We start from the raw sequence: 18653 nt of genomic DNA on the forward strand, positions 1-18653 counted from the left end.
CCGAAAAAAATGTCAGGCATTCTTCCCACATCGATTGGCTACATCTCGCCCCATGGCGACTTTAGCCGTCACAACACTCAAGCACTGAGCGGCGTCAGTCACCTGTGGCAGGATTTCTTTGCCCAGGCGATGGCCGAACAGACGAGTGAAGTGGTGCCTGCCTGCGGTACATTTCCGCCGGTTGACCTGAACAGCCCGGAAGAGCCGACCATCGGCAGCGAGCTGCACGCGCACATCATCAGCCAGCGCGAGTGCGACGTGGTCGAAACCGAAGTGCGTCCGCCAGAGCCGCTGTTCCTGCCGATCGCCGAGTTCGAAATGGACTTGCTTGACAAGCCATTCCCACCGTTCCCGCCTGAAGAACTCAAGGCTCAGCAAGAGCAACAGGATTTCGACAGCAGTTGGGTGCGTCCGGTGGTGATCAACAATGGTCAGCCCGTTCCAGAGCCTGGCCCGGCACCGCAGAAGAAACCGCTGTACCTGCCGATTGCCGAATTCGATCTGGACCTGCTGCAAAAGCCTTACCCGCCGTTCCCGCCGGAAGAAATCATCGAGCAACAGAAAGCGCTGGACTTCGATAACGGCTGGGCGCGCCCGATCGTTCTGCAGAACCTGCGCCTCGCCGCTTAAGCCTCAGCGACACACGCTCCAGCGCCCGACATCGACATGAAAGTGATTGCGGTGGGCGGCGTTGTAATCCGGGCTCAACACCACATTGAACGCCTCGCAGGCGCCGTCGCGCACCTGACGCAGAAACTGCGCATCCTGATTTTGCTTCGGCCAGTCCTTGAGTACGCTGATGCTGCGGCCGTCGGCCAGCCGAAAACCGGCAATGTCCAGCGCATCAGCGCTGGCATGACGGCTGAGCGCCCCGCTTTCGCGGTTGTAGACATTGCGGCAGGCGAAGCTGCCAAGGTGATCGAGGCGCGCGACTTTCTGACCGTAAACCGACTGTGCGGCGGGTTGCAGCGAATGGTGCTCGAACATCGCGTAGGCCACCGCCAGCGGACAACTGGCGAGGAAGCTGCTGCTCAGCGCCGCCTCGCCGCTCTGTACGCGCAGGGCGCCGATCAGCGGGCATTCGGCGCCCAGGCTGTCGGCTTGACGTGTGACGCGCAGATCGGAACTGCTTAACGCCTGGGCGCAGAGCTGAGGATCACTGCGCAAACGCATCAACTTGTAGCCGGTCAGCCAATTGGGCGCGGCTTTCACGTCCAGCGGTGCCCACGGATTCCATGGCGGTGGCACGTCCAGCCAGCCGCGCCAGACACTGATCATGGCGCCGCCGATGATCAGCAGGACAGTAAGCGCAATCCATCGCCCCATGCTTAGCCCTTGAAGAACTGATTGGCCTTGGCGTACGGCATCGACTGCGAAGTAAAGCCGAAGGTGCCGGATTGCTGGATCTCTTCAGCGGCGCGAAAGAATTCGCCGAACGCTGCCAAGGCCAGTGCCGAACCGGTGCTGATCCGGCGCACGCCCATGTCCTGCAGTTCCTGCACGGTCAGTTTCAAACCGCCAGACATCAGTACATTGACCGGTTTCGGCGCCACTGCGCGCACCACTGCCAGCACTTCTTCGGCGTTGCGCAAACCCGGTGCGTAAAGCACATCGGCGCCCGCTTCGGCGAAGGCCTGCAAGCGGCGAATGGTGTCGTTGATATCGGGGTTGCCGTGCAGATAATTTTCCGCGCGGGCAGTCAGGATGAAGGGGAATGGCAGTGTGCGCACGGCGGCGACGGCGGCTTCGATACGTGCCACCGCGTGTTCGAAGCAATAGATCGGCGCAACCGCGCGGCCGGTCGCGTCTTCGATCGAACCACCGACCGCACCCGCCTCTGCTGCGCGAAGCAGGCTTTTTGCAGCCTCGGCCGGGTCATCGGCAAAGCCGTTTTCCAGATCCACCGCCACCGGCAAATCAGTGGCCGCGACAATCGCGCGGACATTGGCCAGGGTCTCGTCGAGACTCAACGCACCATCGGCCTTGCCCTGGGAAAACGCATAACCGGCGCTGGTCGTTGCCAAGGCCTGATAGCCGAGACTGGCGAGCATTTTCGCCGACCCCGCATCCCACGGATTGGGAATGACGAAAATCCCCGGACGTTCATGCAGGGCTTTGAAGGCGTGTGCTTTAAGGGCTTGGGCATCCATCGGCAGGCTCCAGGGCAGGAAAAAATCCGCCTCAGAGCAGGCCAAGTTGCTCCGCAGCGGGTTCTCTGTATAGCTCAGGCAGGGCCGGCAGGCCAGGCAAACGTTGCATCAGTTGTGCGTGAAAACGTTGCGCCAGTTTTGCCGCCAACAGGTTGTCGGCGGTGTGCAGGAAGATATACGGCGTACGACCCTCTTCGATCCACTCGGCGATTTTCGCTACCCACGGCACCAGGAACGCATCGTTGGCTTCAAGCTCGGGATGGCCAATGAAGCGCACTTGCGGGAACTGGGTGAACGCCGCCGGACGCGTCGGCACGCGCGGTTTTTTCGATTGCGCGTGGATCACCGAGGATTCGGTCGACAGGCAGCTGAACAGCGCACGCGGGTCGAGGCAGATGCGTTCCACGCCACGGTCCAGCAGCAGCCGATTGAGCAAGCGTTCGCTCTCGCCCTTGGCGAAGAACTGTTCATGCCGCACTTCCACTGCCAGCGGGCAATCCAGCGCATCGATGAACGCCGCCAGTTCCGGCAGCCGTTGCGGTGTGAAGCTTTTCGACAATTGCAGCCACGACGGCGAGACACGCTGGCCGAGTGGCGAGAGTAATTGCAGAAAGGTTTCGGCTGCCGTCAGTTGCTCGCGCAGGTCACCGCTGTGGCTGATGTCGCCGGGGAATTTGGCGGTGAAGCGAAAGTGCTCGGGCATGACCTCGGCCCAACGCTGCACCGTGGCGGGCGACGGGCTGGCGTAGAAGGTCGTGTTGCCTTCAACGGCGTTGAACACTTGGGAATAGAGACCGAGGAAATCGGAGGTTTTGGCGTCTACCGGGTACAGATACTCGCGCCAGGCGTTTTCGCTCCAGGACGGACAACCGAGGTAGTAAGGCAGATCCATCAGATGTACAGATCGAGGCCCAGCACGTCTGCATCCCAATCGACAAAACCGGCAGTGCTCAGATAGCTGGCCAAGGCCATCGCTACGCTTTTTTTCATCGCACGGTGGTAGATCATGTCTTGTTGGCGGGCGGGCAGATTGCTCAGGCGTTGCGCGGCAGCTTTGGCGGCAGCACGGGCAGCCAGTTGCTCTTCAGTCGGAAATTCGATCTCACCGTCGATATCGTCGACTGACTCATCCACAGTCACATGGCCTTTGCGAGGCTTGCGCTTGATGGGGTAGGACTGAGAGGAAAGGCCGTCTATACGCATAATTTCATGCTCGGTATCGATGATGGCAATTTAGCGGCACTTGACCGACTTAGCAAACTGCCGAGTGATAACTAGAACACATAAAGCGCAAAAGGTTTAAAGCGAGGGGTTACAAACTGACGATTGGCGACAGTAGATCAAAAGATCGCAGCCTTCGGCAGCTCCTACAGTTGGAATGCAATCTCTGTCGGAGCTGCCGAAGGCTGCGATCTTTTTAAAGGCTCAACGAGCCTTGGGGGTGGCGACTTTATCGCGCAGGTAAACCGGTTGTGCATCATCCGCCGGGATCGACTCGCCGCGCTCCCAGGCAAAACGCGCCAGGGTCAGCAGGTCTTCGGCGTGGGGCAGCATGCCTGCATCCGAGCCGCTCAGATCGACCGCAATACGCTCGCCATACCCCCAACCGGTGCCAGCACCGAACCAGTCACCACTGGCATCGGCCGGCAGCGCCGCGACTTCCGGCGGCAACACCGCTTCGGCACCGACCAGTCGCATCTCCCCCGCCGTCTCGCGGTAGCAGCCCCAATACACCTCATCCATCCGCGCATCGATGGCCGCCGCGACCTGGCTCACGCCATGTTCGCGATAGGCACGCTGCGCCAGCACCGCGAGGTTGGACACCGGCAACACCGGGCGATCCAGCGCAAACGCCAGCCCTTGCACCACACCAATGGCGATCCGCACGCCGGTAAATGCACCCGGCCCGCGACCGAAAGCAATCGCATCGACCGCTTGCAACGTGGTGCCGGCGTCGGCCAGCAATTGCTGGATCATCGGCAACAGCTTCTGCGCGTGCAGGCGCGGGATCACCTCGTAATGGCTCGTGACCTTGCCGTCATGCAGCAAGGCAACGGAGCAAGCTTCAGTCGCGGTGTCCAGGGCCAGCAAGGTGCTCATCGATGTTTCCAAAACAGGGGTGGGAAAAAGTGCGTCAGTATAAACAACTACGGCCCGCAAGCGGGCCGTGGATGGTGCTGCGGTTCAGACTTTTCAGCTCAGCGCGGCCAGCACCTTGGCGGTGATCGCATCAACCGAACCAACGCCCGGGATGTGGCTGTACTTCGGCTTGCCAGCATTTTTAGTCGACAGGCTCTGATAGAACTCCACCAAAGGCTTGGTCTGCGAGTGGTAGACCGACAGGCGATGACGCACGGTTTCTTCGGTGTCGTCCTTGCGCTGTACCAGCTCTTCGCCAGTGATGTCGTCTTTGCCGGCGATTTTCGGCGGGTTGTAGACGATGTGGTAAACGCGGCCGCTGGCTTCGTGAACACGACGGCCGGCGATGCGTTGCACGATTTCTTCGTCTTCAACAGCGATTTCAACCACTGCATCCAGCTCAACGCCGGCAGTGACCAGTGCTTCAGCCTGCGGAATGGTGCGCGGGAAGCCGTCGAACAGGAAACCGTTGGCGCAGTCTGGCTGAGCGATGCGGTCCTGAACCAGTGCGATGATCAGGTCATCCGACACCAGGCCGCCGGCATCCATGATGCTCTTGGCTTGAACGCCCAGTGGAGTACCGGCCTTGACCGCTGCACGCAGCATGTCGCCGGTGGAAATTTGTGGAATGCCGAATTTTTCGGTGATGAACTTAGCCTGAGTACCTTTACCGGCCCCGGGAGCTCCCAGCAGAATGACGCGCATTAGATGTGCTCCTCAATTTTTTTATAAAAAGCTTTTACAAAACAAAGGATTCGCCTCTTGGGACGAATCCTGAAAATACGGGTCGTGGCCGCACAAACGGCCAAAGGCTGATCAAGATACACAGCAGGCTGCGCCCACACAAGACGCCAAAAGTCGGAGAAACCGACGCCCCCTGCGACCTTGCGACGCGGTAACCCAAGTCGCAACCCCATCACTAACTGTCGCCTGGCGGCACTTTGCGCCGTCAGGCAAAGCGGCCTCCGTTACGTGTTCCGGAGGCCGCGTGCCCAGACAAAAACATTAGCCGGTATTTCGCAAACCGGCGGCAATCCCCGCCACAGACACCAGCAACGCCTGTTCCACCGGGCTGCCCTGCTCGACATCCTGCTGCCGCGAGCGGGCCAGCAATTCGGCCTGCAATAGATGCAGCGGGTCGAGATAGGTGTTGCGCAGACGGATGAATTCAAGGGTGTCAGGGCTATGTGCCAGCAGCTGCGACTGGCCAGTCAGGCCGAGCACCACTGCGCACGCCTGCGACAATAGGTCGCGTAACTGCGCGCCCAACGGCAGCAGATCAGGCTCGACCAGGCGCTGATCGTAGGACAGCGCAATATCCGCGTCAGCCTTGGCCAGCACCATTTCGAGCATGTCGATACGCGTACGGAAGAACGGCCATTGTTCGCGCATTTGCCCAAGCAACTCGCCTTCGCCGCGTTCCAGCGCCTTGCTCAGTGCCGACTCCCAACCCAGCCACGCCGGCAGCATCAGCCGCGTTTGTGTCCAGCCAAAGATCCACGGGATCGCCCGCAGGCTTTCGATACCGCCCGCGCGACGTTTGGCTGGACGACTGCCGAGGGGCAAACGGCCCAATTCCTGTTCGGGCGTGGACTGACGGAAGTACTCGACGAATTGCGGATTTTCCCGCACGACCTGGCGATAAGCGCTGACGCCATCGGCGGCCAATTCGTCCATCAAGTGACGCCACTCTGGTGTCGGCGGCGGCGGTGGCAGTAGCGTTGCTTCAAGCACCGCCGCCAGATACAGATTGAGGTTTTGCTCGGCGATGTCCGGCAGGCCGAATTTGAATCGAATCATTTCCCCCTGCTCGGTGGTGCGGAAACGCCCCGCCACCGAACCCGGTGGCTGCGACAGAATCGCCGCATGCGCCGGGCCACCGCCCCGGCCCACGGTGCCGCCGCGACCGTGGAACAACAGCAGTTCGACTTGCTGCTCGCGGCAGATTTCCACCAAGCGTTCCTGCGCGCGATATTGCGCCCAGGCCGCCGCCGTGGTGCCGGCGTCCTTGGCTGAGTCTGAATAGCCGATCATCACTTCCTGCGGGCCGTGCAGCCGTGCGCGGTAACCCGGCAACAGCAACAGCCGCTCCATCACCGGCCCGGCGTTGTCGAGGTCGGCGAGGGTTTCGAACAGCGGCACCACACGCATCGGCCGCAACACGCCGGACTCTTTGAGCAGCAGTTGCACGGCGAGCACATCGGAAGCGGCGCCAGCCATGGAGATCACGTAGGAACCCAGCGAAGCGCCCGGTGCCGCAGCGACTTCCTTGCAGGTGTTGAGTACTTCGGCGGTGTCGGCCGACGGTTTGAAATGCGCCGGCAGCAGTGGCCGACGATTGCTCAGTTCACGGGTCAGGAAGCTGATGCGCTGCTCTTCGTCCCAGTCTTCATAGCGACCGAGACCAAGATAATCGGTGATTTCAGTCATCGCCGAGCTGTGTCGCGACGAATCCTGGCGTACATCGAGACGCACGAGGAACAAGCCGAAGGTCACCGCCCGACGCAGGCAATCAAGCAGCGGGCCATCGGCGATCACGCCCATGCCGCACTCGTGCAGCGAGTTGAAGCACAGCTCCAGCGGATCGAGCAGATCGCGGTTGTTGTGCAGCACGTCTGCCGGCGCTGGCGTCGGTGCAGTCAGCGCGGCATGTGCCCAGTTGCGCGTCGCGCGCAGGCGTTCGCGCAATTGTTTGAGCACCGCACGATACGGTTCGGCGCTGTCGCCGGCCTTGGCTTTGAGGGCATCGCTGGCCTGCTGCATCGACAGTTCAGCCGCCAGATGGTCGACATCGCGCAGGTACAAATCGGCGGCCATCCAGCGCGCCAGCAGCAACACTTCGCGAGTCACGGCGGCGGTGACGTTGGGGTTGCCGTCACGGTCGCCGCCCATCCACGAGGCGAAGCGAATCGGCGCCGCTTCCAGTGGCAGACGCAGGCCGGTCGCTTCGTACAAGGCCTTGTCGGCCTTGCGCATATGGTTGGGGATCGCTTGCCACAGCGAATGCTCGATCACTGCGAAACCCCACTTGGCCTCATCAACCGGCGTTGGGCGCGTGCGGCGGATTTCTTCGGTGTGCCAGGCTTCGGCGATCAGCCGTTGCAGGGTGTTTTGAATCTGCTCGCGTTCGGCGCTGGTCAGGTCGCGATGATCCTGCGCGGCGAGTTGCCCGGCGATCGCGTCGTATTTCTGGATCAGCGTGCGCCGCGCCACTTCGGTCGGGTGCGCGGTCAGCACCAGTTCGATTTCCAGTCGCGCCAGTTGCCGGGCCAGCGACTCGGCGCTGTGGCCTTCGTTGCGTAAACGGGCGAGCAACTCAGGCAGTACGCGGGATTCGAACGGCGCCGGCTGCGACTCTTCGCGGCGATGGATCAGTTGATACTGCTCGGCGATGTTCGCCAGATTGAGAAACTGGTTGAACGCCCGCGCCACCGGGAGCAATTCGTCCTCGCTCAATTGATTGAGGCTGGCACTCAGCTCAGCGTCCATCGAGCCGCGGCGATCAGCCTTGGCGCCCTTGCGAATCTGCTCGATCTTGTCGAGAAAGGCTTCGCCGTACTGGTCTCGAATGGTGTTGCCCAACAGCTCTCCGAGCAGGTGAACGTCTTCGCGCAAGCGTGCATCAATATCGGTCATCAGCAATTCCCCAGCAGTAATCCGGACGGCTTAGAAACGAGTGCATGACCTAGAGAGTGCCGCTCTACGACGCTTCTTACAAGCAGCCGACCAAGGGACTTTAAACCTTGCGGACAAAAGCTAGTCTCAACAGTAAGCCGTACAACGGCTTGCCGCCGGCGCTGCCGGACACTCACCCAGGCCTGCCATGAGCAGGCGCGAAATGAGGTCATCATGAAAATTCGTGAACTCGCCCAGCATTGGGAAGAAAACGCCAAAGGTCGCCTGACCGACACTGGCTACACGATTCATCTGGACGTTGAAGCTGCTGCGCGTCTGGCTGCGATTGCCGAGATGTACCCCAAACGGCATGCCGAAGAACTGCTCGGCGAACTGATTGGCGCAGCGCTCGAGGAGTTTGAAGCGAGCCTGCCGTATGTGAAAGGTTCGACGGTGGTGGCGACGGATGAGGAAGGTGATCCGTTGTATGAGGATGTCGGGCCGACGCCGCGATTTCTAGCCCTTTCGCGCCGACATTTGCATGACCTCTCGGCCGCTGCCGGCAAGCCAAAACACTGACACAACCTAGATCAAACTGTAGGAGTGAGCCTGCTCGCGATAGCGGTTTTTCATTCAACATTTTTGTTGTCTGATACGACGCCATCGCGAGCAGGCTCACTCCTACAGGGATGGTATTTCAAGCTGAAAATCGATGTGTTTTCGGCGTCTTAAAACCCCGCGTGTACCACTCTCTGCCGCCAAAGTTCCCGCTCTAGAGCCTTGTCCATTCGGTCAAAATTTTTTTTGGCGATAGGCCATCTTTTCTGAACTTTTGAAAAACGCCTCCGGTCGGAACCTGTAACCACGCCTGGAACGAGCGTTTCAAAAACGCGCTTTCACACGTCGCTTGCGGCTCCTCGGCCAGGATGGATTCAGATGTTTTCAGGAGATGCCTAATGGAGTTGAAGACCATGAAAAACCAAACCTCGTTTACCCACCTGCGCGGTCTGAAACTGGCGGCTCTGGCCATCGGCACCAGCTTCGTACTGGCCGGTTGCGCTGGTAATCCACCGACCGAGCAATACGCCGTGACCCAATCGGCCGTGAACAGCGCCGTCAGTGCCGGCGGTACCGAATTCGCTGCCGTTGAGATGAAGCAAGCGCAGGACAAGCTGAAACAAGCCGAAATCGCCATGCACGACAAGAAGTATGACGAAGCGCGCACCCTGTCCGAGCAAGCCGAATGGGACGCTCGTGTAGCAGAACGCAAGGCTCAGGCCGCGAAAGCCGAACAGGCTGTGAAGGATTCCCAGAAAGGTGTTCAGGAACTGCGTCAGGAAAGTCAGCGCACCGTGCAGTAAGCGCGCATCCCGACCGCAAAGCTGAATCTCTTATCGATAGAAAGGACGAAAATTATGCGTAAGCAACTGATGATCCCAGCTCTTCTGGCCGCAAGCGTTGCTCTGGCTGCCTGCTCGACCCCGCCTAACCCGAATCTGGAAAACGCGCGCACCAACTACGCCGGCCTGCAGGCCAACCCGCAGGCCAGCAAAGTCGCGGCGCTGGAAACCAAGGACGCCAGTGATTACCTGGACAAGGCCGACAAGGCTTATCTGGACAAGCAAGACGCCGCCAAAGTCGACCAACTGGCCTACCTGACCAACCAGCGTGTGGAGGTGGCCAAGCAGACCATCGCCCTGCGCACCGCTGAAAACAATCTGAAGAACGCTGCTGCCCAACGTGCTCAAGCGCGTCTGGATGCTCGCGATCAGCAGATCAAACAGCTGCAGGACAGCCTGAATGCCAAGCAGACCGATCGCGGTACGCTGGTGACTTTCGGTGACGTGCTGTTCGCCACCGACCGTGCTGACCTGAAATCCAGCGGTCTGGTCAACATCAACAAACTGGCGCAATTCCTTCAGGAAAACCCTGATCGCAAGGTGATCGTCGAGGGTTACACCGATAGCACCGGTACTGCGAGCCACAACCAGACTCTGTCCGAGCGTCGCGCCAATTCCGTACGTACCGCTCTGGTGAAAATGGGCGTTGATCCAGCGCGCATCGTGGCTCAGGGCTACGGCAAGGAATACCCGGTTGCCGAGAACGGCAGCGTCTCCGGCCGTGCGATGAACCGTCGTGTGGAAGTAACCATTTCCAACGACAACCAGCCAGTGATGCCACGTTCGGCGGTTAGCTCGAACTAAGCGCCCTGCTGTAACGCAAAAGCCCCGCTTGAGTGATCAGGCGGGGCTTTTTTTGTGGCGCTGAAATCGCGGCCCCTCACCCCAGCCCTCTCCCGAGGGAGAGGGAGCCGATTTGTGGTGCTTTCAGAATTTGTGTTCTACACGATGGATCAGGTCGGCGTAACTCGAAAGACACCTCGGTCAGTCCCCTCTCCCTCTGGGCGGTCCGACGTTTCGGGAGGGTTAGGGTGAGGGCTGAACCTGCAGAATCACTCTTGCAGCTTCTGCGGGGTTTCTTCGCCCATGCAACGCACCGCTTTCTTCTGCGCGTTGATCAGTACACCGGTCAAACCTTTCTGTTCGGTATCGAACAACACCAGTACGCCATCAATGCACTGCGCCACTTGCGGCGCCGGGTCCAGCGAGACTTTGTAATCCTCACCCGGCACGGTCTTGAGCATGGTGAACTCGTTAAGCAGCAACGCATCCTCGGGTTTGGCGAAATGCAGGTAGCCGTAGTACCACAGCGCCCCGACAGTGCCGAGAATGCTGCAGATACCGGTGATGATCAGCGGGATGGCGTTACGTTCTTCAGTCATTGCGGACTCTCATCTTCAGAATTCGGGGGCTGCGGGTAATTGGGGATTTCGCCGAGACGGCGCAAGCCGTTGAAATGTTCGGGGTCGTCGAGGTAGCGCAGCATGACCTGACGCCACACCGGATCGCCGAAGGTCTGCACATGGCCGCCGCGAGTCAGTTGCAGCACGCGCGGTGGCGGCGCAGCTTGATACAGACGGATGCCGTTGGAAAGTGGCACCAGCGGATCGTCGATGCTGTGGAAGATCAGCTTCGGCACGCCGTTGAGCTGCGGCATCGAGTTGATTGCGCTGTCACCGTCCGGCACCAGCCACGACAGCGGCACCTGAAATGGCCAGGTCAGCCACGCTGTGCTCAGCGCGTATTGCCCCACGCTGCGATAGCTGGCGGGCACGCCGTCGAGCACCAAAGCCTTGAGCTGTTTTTGTCTTTCAGGATGTTGTACCAGCCAATGTACCGCCATCGAACCACCGAGGCTCTGGCCGAGTAAAACCAGCGGTTTGCCGTTCACCTCCGGCGCCTTGTCGAGCCAGGCGAATGCGGCGTCGATATCCTGATAGATCGCCGGCAAACTCGGCTCGCCCTCGGACAAGCCATAACCGCGATAGTCGACCAGCAACACTTGATAGCCGTTTTTCGGCAACCACCAACTGCCGCCGAGATGCATCGGCAGATTGCCGCCGTTGCCGTGCAAGTGCAGGACAGTGCCTTTGACTTCGACGCCGGATTTGGCCGGCAGCCACCAGGCGTTGAGCTTCAAGCCATCAGCGGTAACCAGAGTTACCGTCCGGTATTCGAGCTTGGCTTTTTCCGGCGTGAAGATCTGGCCGGGTTCGGGGTAGAACAACAAAGAGCTGCAACCGCCGAGGGTCAGGAGCAGGCAGAAGATGCCGAGGATTCTCATCCGGTGAAACCTCGCAAAAAATTCGGGTTGGAATACAGAACAAACCTGTAGGAGTGAGCCTGCTCGCGATAGCGGTGCATCAGTCGATATTAATGTTGATTGACACAGCGCTATCGCGAGCAGGCTCACTCCTACAGGGGATTTTTTGTGGGTCAAAGGATGTTGGAGTAGTCCGCTTCGATCCGGTCCAGGCTCAAGTGGTTGAGGAAGTTGGAGAAGCACATCCACGCCGACAACGCATTCAAATCGCGGAACTGATCCGGCAGATACTTGGGCGGTACCACCAATCCTTCATCCACCAGCTGACGCAAGGTACGCATGTCTTCCAGCGTGGTCTTGCCGCAGAACAACAGCGGTATCTGTTCAAGCTTGCCTTTACGCACGGCCAACTGAATGTAGTTGTAAACCATGATAAAGCCCTTGAGGTAGGACAAGTCTTTGGTAAATGGCAGCCCCGTCGGCGTCGATCCACGGAAAACGCGACTGGCGTTGCCGTAGCTGTCCGCCATCTCAAAACCCTGTTCGCGGAAAAACTCGAAGATCTGCAAGAAGTCCGCGCCCTCCTCGACCATGTGAATGGCGCGGGTGCGGTTGGTCAGTTTGCGCAGGCGACTCGGGTAGGAGGCGAAGGTGATGATTTCCATCAGAATCGCCAGGCCTTCCTGGGTCACCGTCGACGACGGTGGGCCTTTGGACAGGAAGGTGCAGATCGGCTGGTTCAAACCGTTTAGCGTAGTGCCGACGTGCACCAGGCCTTCGTGAACCTCCAGCGCGCGCACGTCGCGGTCGTTGAACATTGCGTCGGTGCGGATCTTGATGTAATCGGCGCCCGCCGCCGCGTCGGCAACGATGCCGTCGGACTCGAACACGCGGATGGTTTCCTCGGCCTCGCCGAACACCTTGTTCAGACGGGTCTGCAGCAAGAGCACGGCGTCCTTGGCGGTGAGGACTTTCGGCTCGTCCTTGAGGTCGCCACGGCCATCGATGTTGTTCAGGTAGTCGGACATCATCAGACCGAGGTCGGCCAGCGTCGGGTCACCGGCGTGGAACGCATCGGACGCTGCGCCATACAGTTCTTGCGAGATCAACCCGAAATCCTCGGTGCCGCGCGCTTCGAGCATGCGTACCACCATGCGGTATTCCTTGCACATGCGCCGCATGATCTGCCCGACCGGGTTGAACTGACCGAGCTGGCGGGTGATGTCGCGCTCGATGTTCTGGAATTCCAGTTTGACCTTGCTCGAATCGAAACTCAGCGGCCGGTTGAGGTAGTAGTCGCGATCCACCGCCGGCATTTCCTTGCCTTTGGCCTTGAGGAAGCCCTTGCGTATGTTCTCGTCCCACTTGACCGCATCGAGTACGCGGATCGGCGTCTGCGCCAGCACAATGCGGTCGGACAACATGCGTATCGTCTGCTGGTAATCGTCCACCCGAAACTCCTGTAGAACACCTGACGTATGAATTATTTGGCGCGGGCCTGGCGCTGGTAGCGCACGGCTTCAACGAAGACATCGGAATTGGCCGGATCGTCGAGGTAAGCAAAGACCTTGTCGAGGTTGCTGTCGACTTGCACACCGTCGCCATCGTCGGTCTGGAAGGCCTGACCGTCGAGGGCTTTCTGTTTGATCGCTTGATTGATCTGCTCGAGATCGAGGTTGTAGACCACCAATTCGTGTTTTTCGGTGAGTTCGAAACCGGCGATGGTGAAGTGGCCGCCGTACTGCGCCGGGACTTTCGCCGACAGATACCAGCGGTTGCCGTGGCGCGACACGGTGAAGGGATAGGCTTCGCGTTCGTGGGGTTTGGCCTTGAAGTACGTGACGGCCTGGTAACGATCGCTGCCCAATCGCGTCAGCTCAAGGTTCATCGGCTCGCCCCAGGCATTGGTGCTCGACCACTTGCCGAGCAAGCCCTTGGGCGCGGGATCACTGGCGGCCAGCGGCTCCTTGAAGGTCACCAGACAGCCACTGAGCAGCAGGAACGACAAGGCGATCAGCACACCACGCCAGGCTTTCATTCAACACTCCCTATGAACATGCGCCGCCCTGAATATCACGGCAGTCCCCTGTGGGAGCGAGCCTGCTCGCGAAAGCGGTGTGTCAGGCAACAAAGATGTTGAATGTCAGACCGCATTCGCGAGCAGGCTCGCTCCCACAGGGTGAAGCAACAGCGGATTACACCGACGCGAGCACCAGGTGCATGTAGCGCGTCAGAATCCCGAGCATGTCCTCTTCGGCCAAAGGCTCGGCGTCGTTGAGCAGGCCCTGATATTCCATCCGTCCGATAATCGCCGTCAACACCTTGGCATCCTGCTGTGGCTCACGCGAGCCCAGTACCTGAAACAACTGGCAGGTGCCCTGCAACAGAATCTGCTGATGCGAGCGCACCAGAATCGCCAGGCGCGGGTTGAGCAGCGCCTCCTGACGGAATGCCTGTTCGGCCATCAAATGCTCACGGCGATTAATCAATTGCCGGTGCACGTAATCGGCCATCAACCGTGCAATGTCATCGGCCAGTTGCGAGCGCGACTCCGGGCTGCCGTCACCGCTGACCACCATTTCACGCAGCAAGCCTTCGTTGTTGATCCACAACTTGGCCATGTACGCTGCACTGCGCTCCACATACTGGGCGAAGGTATCGGTGAGCAAGTCGTCGATGTCTTTGAAGTAATAGGTGGTCGCCGACAACGGCACACCGGCCTCGGCAGCCACGGCGCGGTGGCGCACGGCACGCACGCCGTCGCGCACGACAATGCGCATCGCCGCGTCGAGAATGTCCTGTCGACGCTGCTCACTGCCCTGTCGGCTGGCCTTGCGACCCTGGTACTGAACACTTTCAGCGACCGCAGTGGCGATACCCGCTGCACCCTCTTGAGCTATTGCACCCATCACGACAGAACTTCCTCTGCTATTGCAAAATTAACCAATTGATACATTTGTACCAGACAGGCAATAAAAAGCCGCCTGTTTTAGGCGGCTTTTCAACTGAAACGTTTACGCTTGCGGTCGCATGTGCGGGAACAGGATCACATCGCGAATCGACGGCGAGTTGGTCAACAACATCACCAGACGATCGATGCCGATGCCTTCACCCGCCGTTGGCGGCATGCCGTACTCCAGCGCACGCACGAAGTCGGCGTCGTAGTGCATGGCTTCGTCGTCGCCGGCGTCCTTGTCGGCCACCTGCGCCATGAAGCGCTCGGCCTGGTCTTCGGCGTCGTTCAACTCGGAGTAGGCGTTGGCGATTTCGCGGCCGCCGATGAACAGCTCGAAACGGTCGGTGACGTTCGGGTTGTCGTCGTTACGACGGGCCAGCGGCGACACTTCAAACGGGTACTGAGTGATGAAGTGCGGCTGTTCCAGCTTGTGCTCGACCAGTTCTTCGAAAATCATCACCTGCAGCTTGCCCAGACCTTCGAAGCCCAGCACCTTGGCGCCGGCTTTCTTGGCAATGGCGCGGGCCTTGTCGATGTCGTTCAGATCATCGGCGGTCAGCTCAGGGTTGTACTTGAGGATCGAGTCGAACACCGACAGACGTACGAACGGCTCGCCGAAGTGGAACACCTTGTCGCCGTACGGCACGTCGGTGCTGCCCAGAACCAGCTGCGCCAGTTCACGGAACAATTCTTCGGTCAGGTCCATGTTGTCTTCGTAATCGGCGTAAGCCTGATAGAACTCCAACATGGTGAATTCAGGGTTGTGACGAGTCGAAACGCCTTCGTTACGGAAGTTGCGGTTGATCTCGAAAACCTTTTCAAAGCCACCGACCACCAGACGCTTCAGATACAGCTCTGGGGCGATACGCAGGAACATTTCCATGTCCAGCGCGTTGTGGTGGGTTTCGAACGGCTTGGCTGCGGCGCCGCCAGGAATGGTCTGCAGCATCGGCGTTTCGACTTCGAGGAAGTCGCGCTTCATCAGGAAGCTGCGGATGTGCGCGATCACTTGCGAACGCACGCGGAAGGTCTGGCGCACTTCTTCATTGACGATCAGGTCAACGTAACGCTGACGGTAGCGCTGTTCGGTGTCGGTCAGGCCGTGGTGCTTGTCCGGCAGCGGACGCAGCGATTTGGTCAGCAGACGCACGCTGGTCATTTCAACGTACAGGTCACCCTTGCCGGAACGCGCCAGGGTGCCTTCGGCGGCAATGATGTCGCCCATGTCCCAGGTTTTCACCGCGGCCAGGGTGTCTTCCGACAGGGTCTTGCGGTTGACGTAGACCTGGATGCGACCGGTCATGTCCTGGATCACCATGAACGAGCCACGGTTGAGCATGATGCGACCGGCAACCTTGACCGGGATTGCAGCCTCTGCCAGCTCTTCCTTGGTCTTGTCCGCGTATTTCTTCTGCAGATCTTCGCAGTAGTTTTCGCGGCGGAAGTCGTTCGGGAAGGCGTTGCCCTTGGCGCGCTCGGCAGCCAGCTTTTCCTTGCGCAGGGCGATCAGGGAGTTTTCTTCCTGTTGCAGGGCTTGCGGGTCGAGTTGTTGGTCGCTCATGTCTTTAGATATTCCATCAGGTTCGTTGCCCCCGGGCCTTGCGGCCCGGAGATCGCCAGCTGGGCTGGCTCCTACAGGGATCGGCTTGAATCAGCCGATGCTGTATTGCGTCTTTTACAGGCCCGATTTCAGGCTGGCATACAGATATTCGTCGATGTCGCCGTCGAGTACCTTGTCGCAGTCGCTGCGTTCGATGTTGGTGCGCAGATCCTTGATCCGCGACGCATCGAGCACGTACGAGCGGATCTGGTGCCCCCAGCCGATGTCCGACTTGGTGTCTTCCAGCGCTTGCGACGCGGCGTTGCGTTTCTGCATTTCCTGCTCGTACAACTTGGCCCGCAGCATTTTCATGGCGGTGTCCTTGTTGGCGTGCTGGGAACGTTCGTTCTGGCAGCTGACCACGGTGTTGGTCGGTACGTGAGTGATACGTACGGCCGAGTCGGTGGTGTTTACGTGCTGACCACCGGCACCGGAGGAACGATAGGTGTCGATCCGCAGGTCTGCCGGGTTGATTTCGATTTCGACCTTGTCATCGATCTCTGGCGAAACGAAAACCGCGGAGAACGAGGTGTGGCGACGGTTGCCGGAGTCGAACGGGCTCTTGCGCACCAGACGGTGTACGCCGATCTCGGTACGCAACCAGCCAAAGGCGTATTCGCCCTTGATGTGCACGGTCGCACCTTTGATACCGGCGACTTCACCGGCCGACAGTTCCATGATGGTCGCATCGAAACCGCGCTTATCCGCCCAGCGCAGGTACATGCGCAGGAGGATGTTGGCCCAGTCCTGGGCTTCGGTGCCGCCGGAACCGGCCTGGATGTCCAGGTAGGCGTTGTTCGGGTCCATTTCATGGCTGAACATGCGACGGAATTCCAGCTTGGCCAGATTTTCCTCGAGACGGGCCAGCTCGGCGACGACATCGCCCACTGCGCCTTCGTCGTTTTCTTCGACGGCCATGTCCAGCAGATCGCGGCAATCGGCCAGGCCGGCGTTCAGTTCATCGAGGGTATCGACGATCTGCGCCAGCGCCGAACGCTCGCGGCCCAACTCCTGGGCATATTCAGGTTTGTTCCAGACACTCGGATCTTCAAGCTCGCGATTGACCTCAGTCAGACGCTCATGCTTTTGATCGTAGTCAAAGATACCCCCGAATAGTTTCGGAGCGCTCGGACAGGTCCTTGATGGTGTTCAGGATCGGGTTGATTTCCATGACGGGCAGCACTCGTTGGCGAACTTTTGAAAGCCGGCGAGTATAACGTAAACAGGCTGTAACGGCAGCCCGTCTGGCGGCTCCGGGGGTGAATGGCTTGAGGTTTCTGTCTGAGTCAAGATTGCCAGCCCTCACCCTAGCCCTCTCCCAGAGGGAGAGGGGACCGATCGGGGGATGTTCGGGAGGTACGCCGACGTGAAAGGGCTTAGCTGAATTCGGAACTGCCAAGCTTGAAGATCCATAATCGACTCGGTCGATCAGGTCGATGTACAGCGCCAGACACCTCGGTCGGCCCCCTCTCCCTCCGGGAGAGGGCTGGGCGGGCGGCGTTCCGATGAGGGTTAGCCGTTACTCGATCCCGACCTGGTTACGCCCGTTGTTTTTAGCCAGGTAAAGGCCACGATCCGCCGCCGAGATCAGCAACCGACAATCGCTACCCGCCTGCGGCACCATCGTCGCCAGACCAATACTGATCGTAAGACTCGCCCCTTCCGCCGGAGTGTTGTGCGGAATCTTCAGCGAAACCACAGTCTGCCGCAGCTTTTCCGCCACCAGTCGCGCGCCGCCCGGCGAGGTGTTCGGCAGCACCAGCACAAATTCCTCACCGCCATAACGCGCCGGCAGGTCCGACGGTCGCGCACTGGCATCACGAATCGCCGTGGCGACCTTGCGCAACGCCTCATCACCTTCAACGTGGCCAAAACTGTCGTTGTAGTGCTTGAAGTAATCAACGTCGATCATCAGCAACGACAACTGGCTCTGATCCCGCAGCGAACGGCGCCACTCCAGTTCCAGGTATTCGTCGAAGTGCCGGCGATTGGACAGCCCGGTAAGGCCGTCGGAGTTCATCAGGCGTTGCAGCACCAGATTGGTGTCGAGCAATTGCTGCTGGCTGACCCGTAGCGCGCGGTACGCGGCATCACGTTGCAACAAGGTCATGTACGAGCGCGAGTGATAGCGGATGCGCGCCACCAGTTCGATAGTGTCCGGCAGTTTCACCAGGTAATCATTGGCCCCGGCCGAGAACGCCGCGCTTTTGATCAGCGGGTCTTCCTTGGTCGACAGGACAATGATCGGAATGTCCTTGGTCGCAGGGTGATTGCGGTACTCACGCACCAGGCTCAGGCCATCGAGACCGGGCATCACCAAATCCTGCAAAATCACTGTCGGCTTGATCCGCACCGCTTGCGCAATGGCCTGATGCGGGTCCGAACAGAAGTGAAAGTCTATGTTCTCTTCATTCGACAGCCCACGGCGTACGGCTTCGCCGATCATCGCCTGATCGTCCACCAACAACACCATGGCGGCGTTTTCGTCGGTTTTAATGTCGTCGATCTGTAAGTCATTCATGGGCGGTCA

The 18653-nt window shown here is 59.6% G+C and carries 19 protein-coding genes; 4 read left to right on the forward strand and 15 right to left on the reverse strand.

Translation table 11 applies throughout. The features are described from left to right. The first annotated feature begins 9 nt into the window (after positions 1-9). On the forward strand, positions 10-630 hold the full coding sequence (locus ACI514_RS19805; RefSeq protein WP_160056173.1) for an energy transducer TonB: 621 nt from the start codon (positions 10-12) through the stop codon (positions 628-630). A gap of 3 nt (positions 631-633) precedes the next feature. Here ACI514_RS19805 and ACI514_RS19810 read toward each other — a convergent pair whose 3' ends face one another. The 7 genes from ACI514_RS19810 to ppc all read right to left on the reverse strand — a co-directional run bounded on the left by ACI514_RS19810 (position 634) and on the right by ppc (position 7925). Continuing rightward, complete coding sequence (locus ACI514_RS19810; RefSeq protein WP_160056171.1) at positions 634-1326, reverse strand: extensin family protein; 693 nt, start codon at positions 1324-1326, stop codon at positions 634-636. A gap of 2 nt (positions 1327-1328) precedes the next feature. Continuing rightward, positions 1329-2150: an oxaloacetate decarboxylase gene (locus tag ACI514_RS19815; RefSeq protein WP_405122240.1), complete on the reverse strand. Its 822-nt coding sequence runs from the start codon at positions 2148-2150 to the stop codon at positions 1329-1331. A gap of 31 nt (positions 2151-2181) precedes the next feature. Beyond that, a complete protein-coding gene (locus ACI514_RS19820; RefSeq protein ID WP_405122241.1) occupies positions 2182-3042 on the reverse strand; it encodes a DUF72 domain-containing protein in 861 nt (286 codons plus the stop codon). Continuing rightward, positions 3042-3353 carry a hypothetical protein gene (locus ACI514_RS19825; protein WP_102900558.1) on the reverse strand — a complete coding sequence of 104 codons (312 nt, stop codon included), beginning with the start codon at positions 3351-3353 and terminating at the stop codon, positions 3042-3044. The genes ACI514_RS19820 and ACI514_RS19825 overlap by 1 nt, the downstream gene beginning before the upstream one ends. A 222-nt stretch (positions 3354-3575) precedes the next feature. Beyond that, positions 3576-4250, reverse strand: a complete 675-nt coding sequence (tsaB, locus tag ACI514_RS19830; protein WP_405122242.1) for a tRNA (adenosine(37)-N6)-threonylcarbamoyltransferase complex dimerization subunit type 1 TsaB — start codon at positions 4248-4250, stop codon at positions 3576-3578. A gap of 93 nt (positions 4251-4343) precedes the next feature. Then, positions 4344-4994: an adenylate kinase gene (gene adk, locus ACI514_RS19835; protein WP_160056163.1), complete on the reverse strand. Its 651-nt coding sequence runs from the start codon at positions 4992-4994 to the stop codon at positions 4344-4346. Positions 4995-5294: 300 nt separating this feature from the next. Next, a complete protein-coding gene (gene ppc, locus ACI514_RS19840; protein ID WP_405122243.1) occupies positions 5295-7925 on the reverse strand; it encodes a phosphoenolpyruvate carboxylase in 2631 nt (876 codons plus the stop codon). Positions 7926-8138: 213 nt separating this feature from the next. Between ppc and ACI514_RS19845 the strand changes: the two genes are divergently transcribed. The 3 genes from ACI514_RS19845 (at position 8139) to ACI514_RS19855 (ending at position 10108) form a co-directional block, all read left to right on the forward strand. Next, complete coding sequence (locus ACI514_RS19845) at positions 8139-8483, forward strand: pilin assembly protein (RefSeq protein ID WP_405122244.1); 345 nt, start codon at positions 8139-8141, stop codon at positions 8481-8483. A 377-nt stretch (positions 8484-8860) separates the two neighbouring features. Continuing rightward, positions 8861-9265, forward strand: coding sequence for a DUF4398 domain-containing protein (locus ACI514_RS19850; protein WP_034154861.1), 405 nt, complete (start codon positions 8861-8863; stop codon positions 9263-9265). 54 nt (positions 9266-9319) lie between these two features. After that, on the forward strand, positions 9320-10108 hold the full coding sequence (locus ACI514_RS19855) for an OmpA family protein (protein WP_116028721.1): 789 nt from the start codon (positions 9320-9322) through the stop codon (positions 10106-10108). Positions 10109-10356: 248 nt separating this feature from the next. On the opposite strand, the gene ACI514_RS19860 is transcribed toward ACI514_RS19855, so the two are convergent. The 8 genes from ACI514_RS19860 to ACI514_RS19895 form a co-directional block, all read right to left on the reverse strand. Next, on the reverse strand, positions 10357-10686 hold the full coding sequence (locus ACI514_RS19860; RefSeq protein WP_194933264.1) for a hypothetical protein: 330 nt from the start codon (positions 10684-10686) through the stop codon (positions 10357-10359). Further along, positions 10683-11588 (reverse strand): alpha/beta hydrolase, encoded by a 906-nt coding sequence (locus ACI514_RS19865; protein ID WP_160056155.1) that lies wholly within the window; start codon positions 11586-11588, stop codon positions 10683-10685. The genes ACI514_RS19860 and ACI514_RS19865 overlap by 4 nt, the downstream gene beginning before the upstream one ends. A 152-nt stretch (positions 11589-11740) precedes the next feature. Beyond that, positions 11741-12991, reverse strand: coding sequence for a flavohemoglobin expression-modulating QEGLA motif protein (locus tag ACI514_RS19870; RefSeq protein ID WP_405124233.1), 1251 nt, complete (start codon positions 12989-12991; stop codon positions 11741-11743). Positions 12992-13050: 59 nt separating this feature from the next. Next, positions 13051-13605 carry a hypothetical protein gene (locus ACI514_RS19875; protein ID WP_405122245.1) on the reverse strand — a complete coding sequence of 185 codons (555 nt, stop codon included), beginning with the start codon at positions 13603-13605 and terminating at the stop codon, positions 13051-13053. Between the two features lie 157 nt (positions 13606-13762). Next, entirely contained in the window at positions 13763-14476 is a 714-nt protein-coding gene (locus ACI514_RS19880) for a TetR/AcrR family transcriptional regulator (protein WP_093104335.1), read from the reverse strand. Positions 14477-14581: 105 nt separating this feature from the next. Next, positions 14582-16084 carry a lysine--tRNA ligase gene (lysS, locus tag ACI514_RS19885; protein ID WP_016983551.1) on the reverse strand — a complete coding sequence of 501 codons (1503 nt, stop codon included), beginning with the start codon at positions 16082-16084 and terminating at the stop codon, positions 14582-14584. 114 nt (positions 16085-16198) lie between these two features. Continuing rightward, a protein-coding gene (gene prfB / locus ACI514_RS19890; RefSeq protein WP_102358477.1) for a peptide chain release factor 2 occupies positions 16199-17294 on the reverse strand; the annotation gives its coding sequence in 2 pieces (ribosomal slippage) (positions 16199-17221 and positions 17223-17294; 1095 coding nt in all). A gap of 348 nt (positions 17295-17642) precedes the next feature. Beyond that, positions 17643-18644 (reverse strand): PleD family two-component system response regulator, encoded by a 1002-nt coding sequence (locus tag ACI514_RS19895; RefSeq protein ID WP_160056147.1) that lies wholly within the window; start codon positions 18642-18644, stop codon positions 17643-17645. Positions 18645-18653 lie beyond the last annotated feature (9 nt).

The organism is Pseudomonas sp. M20 (assembly GCF_045037865.1).
In the GTDB taxonomy this organism is placed as follows: Bacteria; Pseudomonadota; Gammaproteobacteria; order Pseudomonadales; family Pseudomonadaceae; genus Aquipseudomonas.

Bases quoted from the DNA above. Each gene is read 5' to 3' on its own strand.
- ACI514_RS19805 (WP_160056173.1), top strand. From the start codon at position 10: ATGTCAGGCATTCTTCCCACATCGATTGGCTACATCTCGCCCCATGGC.
- ACI514_RS19810 (WP_160056171.1), bottom strand. From the start codon at position 1,326: ATGGGGCGATGGATTGCGCTTACTGTCCTGCTGATCATCGGCGGCGCC.
- ACI514_RS19815 (WP_405122240.1), bottom strand. From the start codon at position 2,150: ATGGATGCCCAAGCCCTTAAAGCACACGCCTTCAAAGCCCTGCATGAA.
- ACI514_RS19820 (WP_405122241.1), bottom strand. From the start codon at position 3,042: ATGGATCTGCCTTACTACCTCGGTTGTCCGTCCTGGAGCGAAAACGCC.
- ACI514_RS19825 (WP_102900558.1), bottom strand. From the start codon at position 3,353: ATGCGTATAGACGGCCTTTCCTCTCAGTCCTACCCCATCAAGCGCAAG.
- tsaB (WP_405122242.1), bottom strand. From the start codon at position 4,250: ATGAGCACCTTGCTGGCCCTGGACACCGCGACTGAAGCTTGCTCCGTT.
- adk (WP_160056163.1), bottom strand. From the start codon at position 4,994: ATGCGCGTCATTCTGCTGGGAGCTCCCGGGGCCGGTAAAGGTACTCAG.
- ppc (WP_405122243.1), bottom strand. From the start codon at position 7,925: ATGACCGATATTGATGCACGCTTGCGCGAAGACGTTCACCTGCTCGGA.
- ACI514_RS19845 (WP_405122244.1), top strand. From the start codon at position 8,139: ATGAAAATTCGTGAACTCGCCCAGCATTGGGAAGAAAACGCCAAAGGT.
- ACI514_RS19850 (WP_034154861.1), top strand. From the start codon at position 8,861: ATGGAGTTGAAGACCATGAAAAACCAAACCTCGTTTACCCACCTGCGC.
- ACI514_RS19855 (WP_116028721.1), top strand. From the start codon at position 9,320: ATGCGTAAGCAACTGATGATCCCAGCTCTTCTGGCCGCAAGCGTTGCT.
- ACI514_RS19860 (WP_194933264.1), bottom strand. From the start codon at position 10,686: ATGACTGAAGAACGTAACGCCATCCCGCTGATCATCACCGGTATCTGC.
- ACI514_RS19865 (WP_160056155.1), bottom strand. From the start codon at position 11,588: ATGAGAATCCTCGGCATCTTCTGCCTGCTCCTGACCCTCGGCGGTTGC.
- ACI514_RS19870 (WP_405124233.1), bottom strand. From the start codon at position 12,991: ATGTTGTCCGACCGCATTGTGCTGGCGCAGACGCCGATCCGCGTACTC.
- ACI514_RS19875 (WP_405122245.1), bottom strand. From the start codon at position 13,605: ATGAAAGCCTGGCGTGGTGTGCTGATCGCCTTGTCGTTCCTGCTGCTC.
- ACI514_RS19880 (WP_093104335.1), bottom strand. From the start codon at position 14,476: ATGGGTGCAATAGCTCAAGAGGGTGCAGCGGGTATCGCCACTGCGGTC.
- lysS (WP_016983551.1), bottom strand. From the start codon at position 16,084: ATGAGCGACCAACAACTCGACCCGCAAGCCCTGCAACAGGAAGAAAAC.
- ACI514_RS19895 (WP_160056147.1), bottom strand. From the start codon at position 18,644: ATGAATGACTTACAGATCGACGACATTAAAACCGACGAAAACGCCGCC.